Source organism: Sporosarcina sp. NCCP-2222, from assembly GCF_023168145.1.
Lineage (GTDB): Bacteria > Bacillota > Bacilli > Bacillales_A > Planococcaceae > Sporosarcina.
Window position 1 is genome coordinate 216092 of the sequence record NZ_BQYK01000001.1, and the last position, 13983, is coordinate 230074.

Annotated in this window: 16 protein-coding genes; 6 read left to right on the plus strand and 10 right to left on the minus strand. The window is 45.1% G+C overall.

The annotated features are described in order from the left end of the window. Window positions 1-31 precede the first annotated feature (31 nt). The 3 genes from NCCP2222_RS01260 to NCCP2222_RS01270 all read left to right on the plus strand — a co-directional run bounded on the left by NCCP2222_RS01260 (window position 32) and on the right by NCCP2222_RS01270 (window position 2148). Window positions 32-358: a hypothetical protein gene (locus NCCP2222_RS01260; RefSeq protein WP_248508870.1), complete on the plus strand. Its 327-nt coding sequence runs from the start codon at window positions 32-34 to the stop codon at window positions 356-358. A 96-nt stretch (window positions 359-454) separates the two neighbouring features. Next, window positions 455-1570 carry a flavodoxin-dependent (E)-4-hydroxy-3-methylbut-2-enyl-diphosphate synthase gene (ispG, locus tag NCCP2222_RS01265; RefSeq protein WP_248509759.1) on the plus strand — a complete coding sequence of 372 codons (1116 nt, stop codon included), beginning with the start codon at window positions 455-457 and terminating at the stop codon, window positions 1568-1570. After that, on the plus strand, window positions 1567-2148 hold the full coding sequence (locus NCCP2222_RS01270) for a hypothetical protein (protein WP_248508872.1): 582 nt from the start codon (window positions 1567-1569) through the stop codon (window positions 2146-2148). Before ispG ends, NCCP2222_RS01270 begins: the two co-directional genes overlap by 4 nt. Before the next feature lie 205 nt (window positions 2149-2353). On the opposite strand, the gene NCCP2222_RS01275 is transcribed toward NCCP2222_RS01270, so the two are convergent. Genes NCCP2222_RS01275 through NCCP2222_RS01285 form a run of 3 tightly spaced genes read right to left on the minus strand, consistent with a single transcriptional unit; the run spans window position 2354 to window position 4397 of the window. Beyond that, window positions 2354-2767 carry a Fur family transcriptional regulator gene (locus NCCP2222_RS01275; RefSeq protein WP_248508874.1) on the minus strand — a complete coding sequence of 138 codons (414 nt, stop codon included), beginning with the start codon at window positions 2765-2767 and terminating at the stop codon, window positions 2354-2356. After that, entirely contained in the window at window positions 2764-3630 is an 867-nt protein-coding gene (locus NCCP2222_RS01280) for a metal ABC transporter permease (protein WP_248508882.1), read from the minus strand. The genes NCCP2222_RS01275 and NCCP2222_RS01280 overlap by 4 nt, the downstream gene beginning before the upstream one ends. Further along, the gene (locus tag NCCP2222_RS01285; RefSeq protein ID WP_248508884.1) at window positions 3627-4397 is read right to left on the minus strand and encodes a metal ABC transporter ATP-binding protein; all 771 of its coding nucleotides are present in this window, start codon (window positions 4395-4397) and stop codon (window positions 3627-3629) included. Before NCCP2222_RS01285 ends, NCCP2222_RS01280 begins: the two co-directional genes overlap by 4 nt. Window positions 4398-4546: 149 nt before the next feature. Here NCCP2222_RS01285 and NCCP2222_RS01290 point away from each other — a divergent pair, with 149 nt between their 5' ends. Beyond that, the gene (locus NCCP2222_RS01290; protein WP_248508886.1) at window positions 4547-4792 is read left to right on the plus strand and encodes a hypothetical protein; all 246 of its coding nucleotides are present in this window, start codon (window positions 4547-4549) and stop codon (window positions 4790-4792) included. A gap of 95 nt (window positions 4793-4887) precedes the next feature. Here the strand turns inward: NCCP2222_RS01290 and NCCP2222_RS01295 are convergent, their stop codons facing one another. Both NCCP2222_RS01295 and NCCP2222_RS01300 read right to left on the minus strand, forming a co-directional pair. Next, a complete protein-coding gene (locus NCCP2222_RS01295) occupies window positions 4888-5766 on the minus strand; it encodes a deoxyribonuclease IV (protein WP_248509760.1) in 879 nt (292 codons plus the stop codon). Between the two features lie 11 nt (window positions 5767-5777). Then, window positions 5778-7073 (minus strand): DEAD/DEAH box helicase, encoded by a 1296-nt coding sequence (locus NCCP2222_RS01300; RefSeq protein ID WP_248508888.1) that lies wholly within the window; start codon window positions 7071-7073, stop codon window positions 5778-5780. A 111-nt stretch (window positions 7074-7184) separates the two neighbouring features. On the opposite strand from NCCP2222_RS01300, the gene vrrA reads away from it, so the two are divergent. Together vrrA and NCCP2222_RS01310 are read left to right on the plus strand one after the other, a co-directional pair. Beyond that, window positions 7185-7634: a VrrA/YqfQ family protein gene (gene vrrA, locus NCCP2222_RS01305; RefSeq protein WP_248508889.1), complete on the plus strand. Its 450-nt coding sequence runs from the start codon at window positions 7185-7187 to the stop codon at window positions 7632-7634. 63 nt (window positions 7635-7697) lie between these two features. Further along, window positions 7698-8675, plus strand: coding sequence for a 4-hydroxy-3-methylbut-2-enyl diphosphate reductase (locus tag NCCP2222_RS01310; RefSeq protein ID WP_248508890.1), 978 nt, complete (start codon window positions 7698-7700; stop codon window positions 8673-8675). A gap of 96 nt (window positions 8676-8771) precedes the next feature. On the opposite strand, the gene NCCP2222_RS01315 is transcribed toward NCCP2222_RS01310, so the two are convergent. The 5 genes from NCCP2222_RS01315 to NCCP2222_RS01335 all read right to left on the minus strand — a co-directional run bounded on the left by NCCP2222_RS01315 (window position 8772) and on the right by NCCP2222_RS01335 (window position 13770). Continuing rightward, the gene (locus tag NCCP2222_RS01315) at window positions 8772-9890 is read right to left on the minus strand and encodes a Nif3-like dinuclear metal center hexameric protein (protein ID WP_248508893.1); all 1119 of its coding nucleotides are present in this window, start codon (window positions 9888-9890) and stop codon (window positions 8772-8774) included. Beyond that, window positions 9887-10585: a tRNA (adenine(22)-N(1))-methyltransferase gene (locus NCCP2222_RS01320; RefSeq protein WP_248508895.1), complete on the minus strand. Its 699-nt coding sequence runs from the start codon at window positions 10583-10585 to the stop codon at window positions 9887-9889. The genes NCCP2222_RS01315 and NCCP2222_RS01320 overlap by 4 nt, the downstream gene beginning before the upstream one ends. Window positions 10586-10695: 110 nt before the next feature. Further along, window positions 10696-11067, minus strand: a complete 372-nt coding sequence (gene cccA / locus NCCP2222_RS01325) for a cytochrome c550 (RefSeq protein ID WP_248508897.1) — start codon at window positions 11065-11067, stop codon at window positions 10696-10698. Window positions 11068-11219: 152 nt separating this feature from the next. Beyond that, window positions 11220-12365: an acyl-CoA dehydrogenase family protein gene (locus NCCP2222_RS01330; RefSeq protein WP_248508899.1), complete on the minus strand. Its 1146-nt coding sequence runs from the start codon at window positions 12363-12365 to the stop codon at window positions 11220-11222. An 847-nt stretch (window positions 12366-13212) separates the two neighbouring features. Then, window positions 13213-13770 carry a hypothetical protein gene (locus tag NCCP2222_RS01335; protein ID WP_248508903.1) on the minus strand — a complete coding sequence of 186 codons (558 nt, stop codon included), beginning with the start codon at window positions 13768-13770 and terminating at the stop codon, window positions 13213-13215. Between the last annotated feature and the right edge of the window lie 213 nt (window positions 13771-13983).

Genomic DNA, 13983 nt, shown 5'->3' on the forward strand with positions numbered 1-13983 from the left:
GCGCATATATTTCCCGCAGGGGGGATATATGATGAGAACTTTACTTGCGGCCATTATCCTGTTTCTTATTTTTCACATTCTTAAAGAGGATCTGACAGACGGCACGATTCCACTCGCTTCTTTCTTTGCAGAGGAAATACCTTGCGAAGAGGACAAGCAGGCTGTCATCCAGGTCAAGACGATTGATGGGGATACAATTGAATCACTGTTCGCTTTATATCCGGATCCAAACCTTTCGTTTGTAGAGCGTTTATCCACTTTCTATTCCCTCAATCCTTACTTACAAAACCAGGAATTGATTGGCGGACTGTCAGTCAAGTTGCCAGTGTCGACAAATTCCGTCAATCTATGTGAATAAAGCAATTCCAAGTACTGTTCCTTTCTTTTTATCAGGTTGATTGATAAAATGAGTAGGTAGATACGAGTTTTTAAGGAGAGAACATAAATGAGTGAAATGATACACAGATCGAAAACACGTCCCGTCAAAGTCGGCAATCTGACAATCGGCGGAAGCAACGAGCTATTCATTCAAAGTATGGCGACAACAAAAACACATGATGTGGATGCAACAGTCGCGGAAATCCTGCGCCTCGAGGAAGCCGGATGCCAAGTTGTGCGGGTCGCTTGCCCTGATGAACGGGCAGCTTATGCAATCGGAGAGATTAAGAAACGTATCAACATCCCTTTAGTTGTAGATATCCATTTTGATTATAAATTAGCATTAATCGCCATCGAGCAAGGAGCGGATAAAATCCGGATCAATCCAGGAAATATCGGACGCCAGGAAAAAGTGGAGGCGGTCGTTAAGGCAGCCAAAGCGAAAGGGATTCCGATCCGTATTGGAGTTAATGCGGGCTCCTTGGAAAAACACATTTTGAAAAAGTACGGCTATCCCACTGCGGACGGCATGGTAGAGAGTGCCCTGCACCATATCAAGATTTTAGAAGACCTTGATTTCCACGACATTATCGTTTCCCTGAAAGCATCGGATGTCAATTTGGCGGTGGAAGCATATAAAAAAGCCGCTGCTGCTTTTGATTATCCATTGCATTTAGGCATCACGGAATCCGGAACTTTGTTTGCTGGTTCCATTAAAAGTGCTGCTGGACTTGGAACATTGCTTTCAGCCGGCATCGGGAATACACTGCGCGTATCGCTCAGTGCTGACCCAGTGCAGGAAGTAAAAGTGGCGCGGGAATTGCTGAAAGTGTTCGGCCTTTCATCCAACGCGGCAACATTAATTTCTTGCCCGACATGCGGCCGGATTGAAATCGACTTGATTTCCATCGCCAATGAAGTGGAAGAGTACATTTCCACTATTAAAGCCCCTATTAAAGTGGCAGTGCTTGGCTGTGCCGTCAACGGACCTGGTGAAGCACGTGAGGCAGACATCGGTATTGCAGGCGCACGCGGCGAAGGACTTTTGTTCATGAAAGGGAAAACAGTCCGTAAAGTACCGGAAGAGACAATGGTCGAAGAATTGAAAATGGAAATTGATAAAATCGCAGCGGAATACTTCGAAAAGAAACGTCAAGAGGAATTACAGCTTTCAGGTGGATCAGTTGAATGAGGCGATTCCGTCTAGGCATCGACATCGATGGAACGGTTACCTGCCCGACATCGCTGCTGCCACATATTAATGAACGGTTTGGGTGCAATCTGGTGCTCGATCAAATTAAAGAGTACGACCTGACAAAAGCGTTTGATGTCGAAGAAGCCGAGTTCTACGAGTGGTACCGGCAGGCGGAGGAGCATATTTACAGAACCTCCCCTGCCCAAGAATTTGCGAAAGACATCTTATCCAAATGGCAAGAGACATTTGAACTGTTCTATATTTCCGCTCGCGGTGAAAATGTCATGGATTGTACAGTGGATTGGTTTCAGCGAGAAGAAATTCCGTATGACCATATCGAGCTGATTGGCAGCCACCATAAGATTGAGGCCGCCAAACAATTTGGTGTCCATTGTTTTTTTGAAGATAAGCATGATAACGCGGTCGCTCTTCATGAAGAGCTGAACATCCCTGTGTTTTTATTTGACACACCCTATAATCGTTCCGCTATACCCGAGGGAGTCATTCGGGTCACAGACTGGAACGAAGCAGATCAATGGTTGAAACGCCTCTTCCCGATTAAACAAACAATATAAGAAAAAGGGTTGGACCAGAAAAGTCTTTCTGGCTCAGCCCTTTTTTCGTATTTTATTTACAGAGTGACAAACAGAAAGCAACAGCATGTTCACCCTTCTTTCATAGAAAAAAAAGATTACAGGCAAACTCCGAAGTTACTAGGTTCTCTACAATCTAATTGGGCATGTGCTCTCCAAATAAAGGAGAGCACATGCCCTTTTTTCTTTAAGTTATACAAATTGGACATTTGCCGTATATCTCAAATTTATGGCCTTCCACTTCATAGCCTGACAGCTCATCGGTTACGATTTCCATGGGACAATGGGAAATGCTTCTCGTTTTGCCGCATTCCGTGCAAATAAAGTGGTGATGATGATTCTTTGCATCACATTGCATTCTAAAATGCCGTTCGCCATTCAATTCGGTCTCTTCCAAAATCTTAAGTTCGGAAAACGTCGCCAAATTACGATAGATTGTGTCATAACTGATTCCGGGATTGTCCTGAGCCATAAAATTACGGACTTCCATGGCCGACATATATTTGTCATGCGCTGCAAAATATTCAAGCAGCGTCTCTCTGTTTTTTGTCCGTTTAAATTGATGTTCGGATAAGATTCTCCATGCTTCATCAAGTGTCATACCACATCCGCCTCCCCTTTTGTTCTGACCATTTTCTGCCACGTCTTTTTAAAGAGTAATACAAGCAATAAAATGATGACTGATGTAATAACGATTGTACCACCAGGCGCGATATCCAAATAATATGCGGAAACCAAACCAATCAGGACAGACAATTCACCTATGGCGATCGAATAGAGCATAGCCCCTTTAAAACTCTTTGCCAATTGGATTGCAGCAGCAACCGGCAATGTCATCAAAGAGGAAACAAGCAAGATCCCGACAATCCTCATGGAAGCCCCAATGACAAGTGCTACGATAATCATAAAGATTGTTTGGATCAATTTCCCCTGCACGCCAGAAACTTTTGCATACTCCCGGTCGAACGAAAGGGCAAACAATTCCTTATAAAAGAAATAGACGAATCCGATGACACAAAGCGCAATAAAAGCGACAATCCCTAAGTCTTGCCGGCTTACCGCAGAGACTGAGCCGAACAAATATCCGACAAGATCCGTCCCAAACCCCTTGGCGAGGGAAATAAAGATTGCACCAACTCCGATGCCTGCTGACAGGATGATCGGGATGGCCAGTTCCTCGAAATGACGATAAGCCCCCCGTAGCCGCTCGATTAATAAGGAGCCGCCCACCGCCGCGGCCATTCCTAGATATATAGGATTCAGCGCCGACAAGAACAACACCTGCTGGCTCAAATACAGACTTCCCGCTATCCCGGCCAGGGCCACATGGCTCAATGCGTCCGCAATAAGCGCCAGACGCCTGACAACAATAAACAAGCCAAGCAATGGAGCGATGATACCAATGATAATACCCGATAAAAATGCATTTTGAAGAAATTCATAATTAAAAATGGCTTCGATCATCTTTCCGCCTCCCGATCACTTTGATGGACTCTGCGCACTGGATGTCCATACCAGTTGGAGATGTCGATATCGTCCATCTTCTTATAATCAGACTGTACTCCATGGAAATGAATCGTCCGATTCAGGCATGCGACATGCGAGGCTAGATCGGTGACAATATCAATCTCATGAGTCACGAGGAGAATGGCAATTCCATGTTCACGGTTGAGCGTTTGAAGCATAGAATAGAAAGACGCGATATTTTGCTGGTCGATCCCTACTGTCGGTTCATCCATAATAAGGAGATCTGGTTTTCCGACGAGCGCTCTGGCAATGAAGACCCGTTGCTGTTGGCCACCGGAAAGTTCACCGATCGGGCGGGAATGATATGGATCCATCTTGACAATTTTTAAAGCTTCCATTGCCTGCTGATCGTCCCTTTTTGTAAAGCGCTTGAATAAGCCGGTCTTACGGGTCAAACCACTTCGGACTACTTCTAAGACAGTGGCCGGAAAACCCGAATTAAACGCATTCGACTTTTGGGAAACATATCCGATCCGCTCACGCTGACGAAAGGATGACATCTCTTCGCCAAACAGTTTGATCGAACCGCTGCTTGGTTTTATCAAACCCAAAATAAGCTTGATCAGCGTAGACTTACCCGAACCATTCGGTCCAATTAAGGCCCAAAATTCCCCTTCCTTGACTTCTAATGATATATGTTCAAGGACATCCGTATGGTCATACGTAAAACTGACATCCTTGCATTCAATAATTGTATTCTTCATAGACAAATCCCTCTCTATCAAAACAGGCGGTATCGCGTAAACCAGCCATAAACTATCCACAAATGAATAGTAACCGTTACGATTTGTTGCCTATGTAGTATAGCGGAATTTCGGTCTTCTGACAACATATTGAGAAGGAATGGTGTAATTTGGAATTACTTCAGTTTATCAATCAATTGAAAACGTGCAGCGTTGAAGAAGCGCAACAGCTAGCCAGTACGCATGGCATTTCACTAAATGCAGAGGAAATCCAAGCGTTACGGCCCTTGTTAGATGAGATTTCGTTTCACTGGCTGTTTTCCGGCGTACCGGAAAGCTTTATCACCAAAGTGAAGCAAGCAGTCGGGGAGAAAAAAGGAGAAGAATTATTTAGAAGTTATTTGGATTTGATGTAACCGGATTAGAGGAGTAGAGCAGAATCTTTTTACGGATTCTCCTCTACTGCTTTCTAATGAATAATAACCGGTCATTTAGTTGTTCTAGAGTTGCTTCAAACAGTTTGCAATTCACTTTGGAATGTTTTTGTCCGGAGCATTTCAATCTCTTTTTCATATGGAGCCTTTTTATTTTTGGCATCTGTCCCAATGAATGGAGTTTCCAATATTTTTGGAACCGATTGAAACTCTGGATGATGGACGATATAGCATAAAGGCTCAAACCCGATATGGCCGAAGCCAATGTTCTCGTGGCGATCCTTCATAGCGCCGCATTCGTTTTTGCTGTCATTGACATGGATAACGGAAATTCGGTCTTTGCCAACAATCCGGTCAAATTCATCCAGAACTCCATCAAAATCGTTTACGATATCGTATCCCGCGTCGTGCACATGGCACGTATCGAAGCAGACAGACAAGCGCTCATTGTTTGAGACGCCGTCGATTATCCGCGCGAGCTCCTCAAAATTCCTGCCGCACTCGCTTCCTTTTCCGGCCATCGTTTCCAAGGCGATCCGCACAGTTGAATCATCGGACAAGACTTCATTTAATCCCTCAATGATCTTGGCAATTCCAGCTTCTGCACCTGCCCCTACATGGGCACCTGGATGAAGTACAATCTGATTGACTCCAAGGGCCGCTGTCCGCTCGATTTCCTTCTGCAAGAAATCCACTCCCAGGCGAAAAGTTTCCGGCTTGGTCGTATTGCCGATATTGATTATATACGGTGCATGTACCACAATATTTGACATTCCATTTTCTTGCATATGGAGCTGTCCGGTCTCAATATTCAATTCCTCTATCGGTTTTCTTCGCGTATTTTGAGGAGCACCTGTATATATCATAAACGTGCTTGCCCCATAACTTGCAGCTTCCTTGCTTGAACCGAGCAACATCTCTTTGCCGCTCATCGATACGTGGGATCCTAACAGGATTGGTTGCTGTGTCATTTTTTACGTTTCAATCTCCTTTCCCTCTTTTTGAAGCTTTCCATCTCTCTGGCCATTTTCTTTTTATAGCCCGGTTTCACTTTATCCGGCTTTCTGACATAGGAAGCCGCTTTCCGATCAAGATCGTCCGTTTCTTTGACTCTTCTTTTTCGTGCATGGCGCTCCTTCACTTCTTGCCATTCGCCGTTCTTTATATCTTCATGGATAAATGGAATGCCTAATTTTTCAATTTGCACAATTTTATCATCTTCAGAAGGCTCGTATAACGTAATGGCGATTCCTTCTAATCCAGCACGCGCCGTCCGGCCTACCCGGTGAATGAAAAACTCCAGATCCTCCGGCAATTCATAGTTAATGACATGGCTGACGCCTGGAATATCTATACCTCTGGCCGCCAAGTCGGTCGCAACAATATATTGGAATTCCAAATCGCGCACTTGCTTCATCATGCGCGTTCTTTCACGCGGCGTGAGATCTCCATGGATACGGCCAGCTTTGATGCCATGTCCCGAGAGGTAATCAGCTATTTCATCCGCATGTTGCTTTGTATTCGTGAAAACAATAGCTAAATACGGATTAATCCCGTTCAAAACCTGCAGCAGCTTCTTCTTCCGGTCCATCGAACGAACCGGAACGAGCGAATAATGCATGCCTTCTGTTAAAGGTTTCCGTTTGCCAATTTGGATATGGACCGGAGAATCCATATATTTCGCAAGGAAGGGCTTCAGCTTTTCAGGAATAGTAGCTGAAAAAACGTACATTTCCAGATTAGCTGGCATCCGTGCTGCAAACTGATCGATATCTTCAATGAAGCCCATGTCAAATGCCAAGTCGGCTTCATCAATTACGAGAATGGAAGCTGTGTGGACTCCTAGTGCTCCATTATCCGCCATATCTCGAATCCGACCTGGCGTTCCGACGACAACATGTGGAGCCGACTTCAGTTTACCGATTGTTCTCTGCTTGTCAGTTCCACCGATCAGCAAAGCGCTCCGTATTTCCGTTCCTTCTGTCAGTTTGTTCAGCTCTGTGAACAACTGCGTCGCCAGCTCACGTGTAGGAGCCGTAATGACAGCTTGGAGCTGCTCAGTATCTATCTCCATTCTCTCGACAATCGGAATAAGGAAGCTATGCGACTTTCCTGTTCCGGTATGTGCTTGGCCAATTGCCTTCGACCCTTTGAGAATGAGTGGTATCATCTCTTTTTGTATTGGTGTCGGTTCGATAAAACCGAGACGGGAAATGGCATCCCGTAAAAATGGTTTAAATTGATAATCTGTATATTTAGACATTGTATGCCTCCTAACATACTCTTATTGTAGCATGATTCCGTTCCGCCGTAAGTGAATTTCGCATACTATATAGCGTGAAGGTCAAAACCAATGAAAAGAAAGGGGTTCATAATGAGATATCAATCCTTCTATCCATTCATGCGGCAACAGCAGTCATCCCCAATTGCCATGAGACCATCCGGGTTTGGCCCACAATTCCAGCCCGGAAACCAGCCAATGCCTCGACAGCCTTTCCCAGGCCCAGGCATGGGAAATCAATTTGGCGCCGCAGGCCAAGGAGCACCTGGTCAAAACACATCCAAAATGGAGATGTACATGCAGACTGCAAATCGTTTCATGAATACGGCGCAACAATACGCTCCGCTGATCCAGCAATTTGCTCCCATGATTCAAAACTTGCCGGCGATGTGGAAATTATATAAAGGGTTCCAATCGATTCCATCAGCCGGCACTGCCGCGCAAGGCGCAGCAAACGCAGCAGCGGCGGCAGCGCCAAGGGCAGCGGCCCGCGCTGCTGCAGGGGTTTCCACACCACGCATTTTCCAGCCTCCAACGATATAAGTTTGAAACTCCGTTCAACTCCAACTATAATGGACATAGAGCCCATTAGAGGAGTGAGTTTCGATGAAAGTATTAAAGATTTCCCCGAGGGGCTATTGCTACGGGGTTGTCGATGCAATGGTAATTGCAAGAAATGCAGCGCTCGACAAAACATTACCAAGGCCCATTTATATCTTGGGCATGATTGTTCATAATAAACACGTTACTGATGCCTTCGAAGAGGATGGAATTATCACACTCGACGGCAAAGACCGCCTTGATATCCTGAACAAAGTGGAAACGGGCACCGTTATTTTCACAGCACACGGCGTCTCTCCTGAAGTTCGTGAACTGGCCCGCAGGAAAGGACTTGTCTCGATTGATGCAACTTGTCCGGATGTCTCTGTCACCCATCATTTGATAGAAGAAAAAGTGGCAGAAGGATACGAGATTATATATATCGGGAAAAAATATCATCCGGAACCAGAAGGCGCAATCGGCATTGCACCGAATGCCGTTCATTTAATTGAAACGGTAGAAGATGTTGAGAAGACGACGATTGACAACAAGAAGCTGCTCGTGACAAATCAAACGACTATGAGTCAGTGGGACGTTGCCCATATTATGGATGCTTTGAAGGAAAAGTATCCACACATTGAAGTTCATAAGGAAATTTGCCTTGCGACCCAAGTAAGACAGGAAGCTGTCGCTGAGCAAGCAGGAGAAGCTGATCTTCTAATTGTGGTGGGTGATCCTAAAAGCAATAACTCAAACCGCTTGACACAGGTGTCTGTGGAAATCGCCGGTACACCAGCTTATCGTGTTTCCGATGTAGCAGAAATTGAAATTGACTGGTTACACGGGGTCGAAACTGTCGCCGTTACTGCCGGAGCTTCCACCCCGACCATTGTAGTCCGGGAAGTGATCGCGTTTCTGGAGCAATTCAATCCAGAAGATCCTTCTACACACAATCCGGAACGCAAATTCAAACTGGAAAAGATACTTCCAAAAATCAAAAATCCGACTCCTGTTAATCGAATCGAGCCTTACGCAAAATTATAATGCCGTACAATCATCTGGAGAAGATGAAAGCTGCCTTTTCTCAAAGAGGAGGCAGCTTTTTAATTTACTCGAATGAGTGCATTTCCAGACTATCTTTTATACGAAACGAAAAGGTTCCGTTTGAATGTCGGAAGGAATGAACGTGACATCGAACTTTTTATCCGCACAGAGCTTTTGCATATAGTCCGCTACCCCGGTTATCATGACTTTTTCTACGTGATGACCTGGATCGACAATTGCCAAATCTATATTTTCTGCATCTTGGGCAGTATGGAAATCCATATCTCCAGTTACGAAAACATCTGCGCCTCTCCGTTTCGCAGAATTGATATATTTGGGCCCGCTGCCGCCAAGAACTGCGACTTTCCGGATCGGCTTCTCCATATCCCCGACAATTCGGACAGACGGGACATCGAGCGTCCGCTTAACATGCTCTGCAAATTGAGCAAGTGACATGCTCTCCTGTAGTTCGCCGACTCTTCCTAATCCCAGTTCATTTGTCCTTTGATCGAGCACAAAAAAGTCATATGCGGGCTCTTCATAAGGATGGACGGCCAGCATTGCCTTCAACACTTTTGTACGCAGAGTTCCAGGCATCACAACTTCGATCCGTTCTTCGGCCACTTCCTCCAATTTCCCGATTTCCCCGATAAACGGATTTGCTCCTTCGGCAGGAACAAATCGTCCAGTTCCTGTCGTTGTGAAGCTGCAACCGGCATAATCACCAATCGCCCCTGCGCCAGCCTTCGCCAATGCATCCCGGAGTCGATCCGCATGATCAACCGGACAAAAAACAGCCAGCTTGTACAAAGGGTCGTGAATTGTTGGCTCCATAACAATCGTGTTTTCCAATTCTAAGCGAGCCGCCAGCAAATCATTTACTCCACCGGGTGCTACGTCCAAATTAGTGTGCGCCGCATACACAGCAATGTCGTTCTTTATGCATTTTTCTATCAAACGTCCCTGTGGCGTATCCGTCCACAAAAACTTCATTGGTTTGAAAATGGGCGGATGGTGGGCGATGATTAAATTTGCCCCCTTCTCAATCGCCTCTGATACGACAGCTTCATTAACATCCAGCGTCACCAATACTTTTTTGACTGGCCGATTCAACTGCCCGATATGCAGGCCGACAGGATCCCAATCTTCCGCATACCGTTTTGGCGCCCATTGCTCAAAAAGGGTGATGATCTCATGACCGTTCACTTTCTTCAATTTGACAGCACCTTCCCTACCATTTCAATTTTCGATTGCAATTGAGACTTCTTTGCGAAAGCTTCGTCCGAATGTCCTGCATTTTCGATAGCACGGAGAACCCGTTTCCATTCCTCCAGCTCCCGCGTCCACTTTTCAATAAATACTGGCGATTTTTCAGCCAGCAAAAAAGGACCGACAAGCAGTTCCAGCTCAGAAAACGTCCCCTGCCCCTGTTCTAGCACGAGGATTTCATAAATCTTATCGTCTTCTTTCAAAATACGCTCATCCACAAGTGTCCAGCCGTTGTCCATGCACCAAGAACGGATTGCGATCGCATGGATATTCGGCTGTGCAATGATACGTTTGACGCCTTCCAGCCTTGCCTTTCCGTCCTCCAGTATTCCGGCAATCAAAGTTCCGCCCATTCCGGCTATAGTAATTGTCTCAACGTTATCTTCCGCCTGCAATGCAGCCAAACCATTTGCAAGCCGAACCGTAATGGCATTCGAAAGCCCTTCCTTTGCTACATTCGCCACCGCCGATTCATACGGCCCTTTGGCCACTTCTCCTGCAACAGCGCGATCAATGGCACCAGTCTTAACAAGGTGGCACGGTAAATAGGCGTGATCGCTGCCAATGTCAGCTAATACGCTTCCTTTTTCAATAAATGAAGCGACTGTCGCTAGTCGTTCCGATAATTTTAATGGATTCAAAAAACCTCCACCTTTCCTTTTCCATTGTATATTATGTCGTTTTCCGTTGCATCTCCCGACATTAAAAAGAGCCACCGGATATGCTGCTGCACATCGGGTGACTCCTTTTCTCATTTAAGCGTTAAGATGTAGTCTGCCAACTGATCAATTTGCTCATCGGAAATTTGACCACCGAAAGCAGGCATGCCGCCTTGACCATTCTTAATGATTTCGTGAATCTTTTCCTTTGATTCGGATAGACCATGAAGGTTTGGTCCCGCTCCACCAGTCAAGTCTCCACCGTGGCAAGCGATACATTTTTGTTGAGTGAATCCTTCTGGATCAAACTCTTCAGCATTAGACGCCGTTTCTTCCGTTTTTCCTTCTTCATCCGCCCCAGCAATTTCTTTCTTCTGATCGACCCCGTAAAGAGACATGAAGAAAATGAGTCCTAATCCAAGCGCGAATATCAGGATAAATGGTACAACAGGATTGTTTTTCAATGAATTACCCTCCTTCACCAGGATCTATTCTGTAAAATTATACAGTGCACAACTATTATTGTACTGTATCCGGTGAAAAACTGAAAGAGTTATCCATGCAGAATTCGCTCTTTGTGACAATTTCGACAAACTTTCGACTGTTTTCTTTCCCTTCAGGAAATGACACCGATTTGGCGGGCTATAACCATCCGTTGAATTTCTGAAGTACCTTCACCGATTTCCAGAAGCTTTGCATCTCTCATATAACGCTCCACCTCATACTCCTTCATATAGCCATAGCCGCCATGAATCTGGATTGCTTCGTCAGCAACTTCCATTGCAATCTCCGAAGCATACAACTTGCACATGGCCGCTTCCTTCGTGAACGGCCTTCCTTGATCTTTCAACCAAGCCGCTTTATACACCATATTACGGGCAAGTTCAATTTTAAGCGCCATATCGGCGAGCTTGAATTGTGTCACTTGGAATTCCGCCAACGCTTTGCCAAATTGCTTACGCTCTTTCGCGTATTTCAATGCTTTGTCATAAGCAGCTTGCGCAATCCCTACTGCCATCGCACCGATGCCAATCCGGCCTCCATCCAATGTCACTAAAAATTGTCGGAATCCCTCGCCTCTCTTGCCTAGAAGATTCTCCTTCGGTACCCGAACGTTTTCGAGTACAAGTTCCGTAGTATTTGAGGCATGAAGTCCCATCTTTTCATAGTTATCAATCACTTTAAATCCTTCTGCGTCAGTCGGGACGATAATGGCGCTGATCTCTTTCTTTCCATTTTCCATTCCGGTAACTGCCGTCAGCGCCAAATGCTTCGCATGACTTGCGTTTGTAATATACACTTTTGATCCATTAATAATGAAATCGTCCCCATCTTCCACTGCAGCCGTTTGCGTTCCCCCAGCATCCGAGCCTGCATTGGGTTCGGTTAATCCGAATGCGCCGAATGACTCCCCAGTACAGATCGGCGTCAAGTATTTCTCTTTTTGTTCTTCCGTCCCGAATAAATGAAGCGGAGTCCCTCCAAGTGAAATATGGGCCGAGTATGTAATCCCTGTGGACGCACACGCCCGGCTTAGTTCCTCTGTCACGATAGCAAAACTGATTGTATCTGCTCCCGCACCCCCATAGTCTTCAGGAAACGGCAAGCCCATCATTCCCATTTCCCCCAGCTGCTTAAAAATTGATAAAGGAAACGCCTTCGTACGATCTCTTTCGATTGCACCAGGTGCGACCACTTCGTCTGCGAATTCCTTCATCGTCCGACGAATCATCAATTGCTCATCAGTCAAATCAAAATTCATCTGTTCCATCCCCCTTGTTGTGAACGCTTACATTCATAGTATAACGAATAGAATAACAACTTCACAACCAATCTGGTATTATTTCATAGCTAATCGAACAGCGAAGGGTTCGATTTACCGTATTTCTGGGTTTTACTGAAATTAAGGCAGCACTTATGCTCTAAACGCTATGCTTTTTGTCTCAAAAGCCGTTCTTCGTGGCGGCTTTCGCTCCAATCAACGGATGTTCTGCTAACAAGCAACTTACGTCAAGAAAATTAAAATGTTCAATACCCTCATGCAGAGTGTACAAGTGACTACATGTAGTTACTCATCCATAAAAAAATGTATCTAATGTAGGTAGCGCAACGTAGACCTCTTTGGGAATAGCTTTAACTGAAGACACAGCAAGAAAAGTCGAAGCGTAGTACGGCTTAGCTAGCTAAAACAATTGCGTAGAGAGCAACGGATGTATAAGCTCAGGAATAATATTAATCGAACCCCTCGCTGTTTGATTGGCTTCATCCAAGCCTTTGGAAAGCGAAGTTGCTCTCCTGGCAGACTTGATTATTGATTTCTATTCATCCTGGGGTAACTTTGTCTACCCCGACATCATATGTCGAGGAGTTTAGTGAAAAAATTAACCTTGAAATCAACGTAATATATGGGAAGAGCAGAGGAAAATATTTAGTATAAATCATTAGCAGAAGAGTTGAATAGTGCAGTAGCCATGCAGGGAGTGGCTCTTTTAAAAATAGATATCTTGCAGGAGACATTTGAGGTATTATTAGCAAACCTTATGTAACCAAGGCATGCCGGCATGAGGAAAATCCACTGACATAAGAAAAAATCGGCTTCCCACAGAAAACTACATGGAAAGGAACAGGAAGCCGATAATAAGCAGCAGCCCGACTGAACCGGAAATCGTGAAATATAGTAATTTTAACAATCTGCCGGCAAATAGCCATAGCACGCAATTCAAAACAAGCAAACCAAGCAATAATAATGTTTCATTTTCGAAAAACAGCAGCCAAACTTTTAATGACAAGCCAAGCAGCAAAAATGCAGAAAGTATGTATAAGAGCGAAGACAACCCGGCCTTGGCGCCTGCCTTACCAATTGAAAGGATTAAAAAAATGGATGCCAATATCGCCGCAGCAGAGATGGAGGCAATAGGGAAATCCCGAAGTACAAACATTCCACCGAAAGCTAAAAGCGCCAAGAAGCACAGCCCCGCTAATTTAACCCATTTTGTGTTCTTTTCACGTTCCAAAATCCCTTTGGAGCTCTTTGTGTCTTCCTCTTCGTCGCCTTCCCCGCGCGCGTATAACGTGATGAGAAAATCACAATAATGTTCTGGCAGCAATTTGTTCTGCTTCCAATATTGAATTTCTGTTATGATTATACGCTTCCGTTGAGCGTTCATTTCCAAATCCCCCTTTTATCGCACTTTCAAACAGGAACTTGCTTTCTATCTCTCTACTTTACACTAAAAGACAAAAATCGCCAGAAAGGCAAATGCAGCAGTCGTTTCCTGAGCATTTGACCGGCAGGAGGGATCAGCCCCTCCTTTCCTTCTCATGGTGCCGGCTAAAGCTGCCCCTGCAAGCATATCGCCTGTTCTAGCGATTATCATAAA

Bases quoted from the DNA above. Each gene is read 5' to 3' on its own strand.
- NCCP2222_RS01275 (WP_248508874.1), bottom strand. From the start codon at position 2,767: ATGACACTTGATGAAGCATGGAGAATCTTATCCGAACATCAATTTAAA.
- NCCP2222_RS01330 (WP_248508899.1), bottom strand. From the start codon at position 12,365: ATGAATTTTGATTTGACTGATGAGCAATTGATGATTCGTCGGACGATG.
- NCCP2222_RS01280 (WP_248508882.1), bottom strand. From the start codon at position 3,630: ATGATCGAAGCCATTTTTAATTATGAATTTCTTCAAAATGCATTTTTA.
- NCCP2222_RS01285 (WP_248508884.1), bottom strand. From the start codon at position 4,397: ATGAAGAATACAATTATTGAATGCAAGGATGTCAGTTTTACGTATGAC.
- NCCP2222_RS01260 (WP_248508870.1), top strand. From the start codon at position 32: ATGAGAACTTTACTTGCGGCCATTATCCTGTTTCTTATTTTTCACATT.
- NCCP2222_RS01270 (WP_248508872.1), top strand. From the start codon at position 1,567: ATGAGGCGATTCCGTCTAGGCATCGACATCGATGGAACGGTTACCTGC.
- vrrA (WP_248508889.1), top strand. From the start codon at position 7,185: ATGAGATATCAATCCTTCTATCCATTCATGCGGCAACAGCAGTCATCC.
- ispG (WP_248509759.1), top strand. From the start codon at position 455: ATGATACACAGATCGAAAACACGTCCCGTCAAAGTCGGCAATCTGACA.
- NCCP2222_RS01300 (WP_248508888.1), bottom strand. From the start codon at position 7,073: ATGTCTAAATATACAGATTATCAATTTAAACCATTTTTACGGGATGCC.
- NCCP2222_RS01335 (WP_248508903.1), bottom strand. From the start codon at position 13,770: ATGAACGCTCAACGGAAGCGTATAATCATAACAGAAATTCAATATTGG.
- NCCP2222_RS01310 (WP_248508890.1), top strand. From the start codon at position 7,698: ATGAAAGTATTAAAGATTTCCCCGAGGGGCTATTGCTACGGGGTTGTC.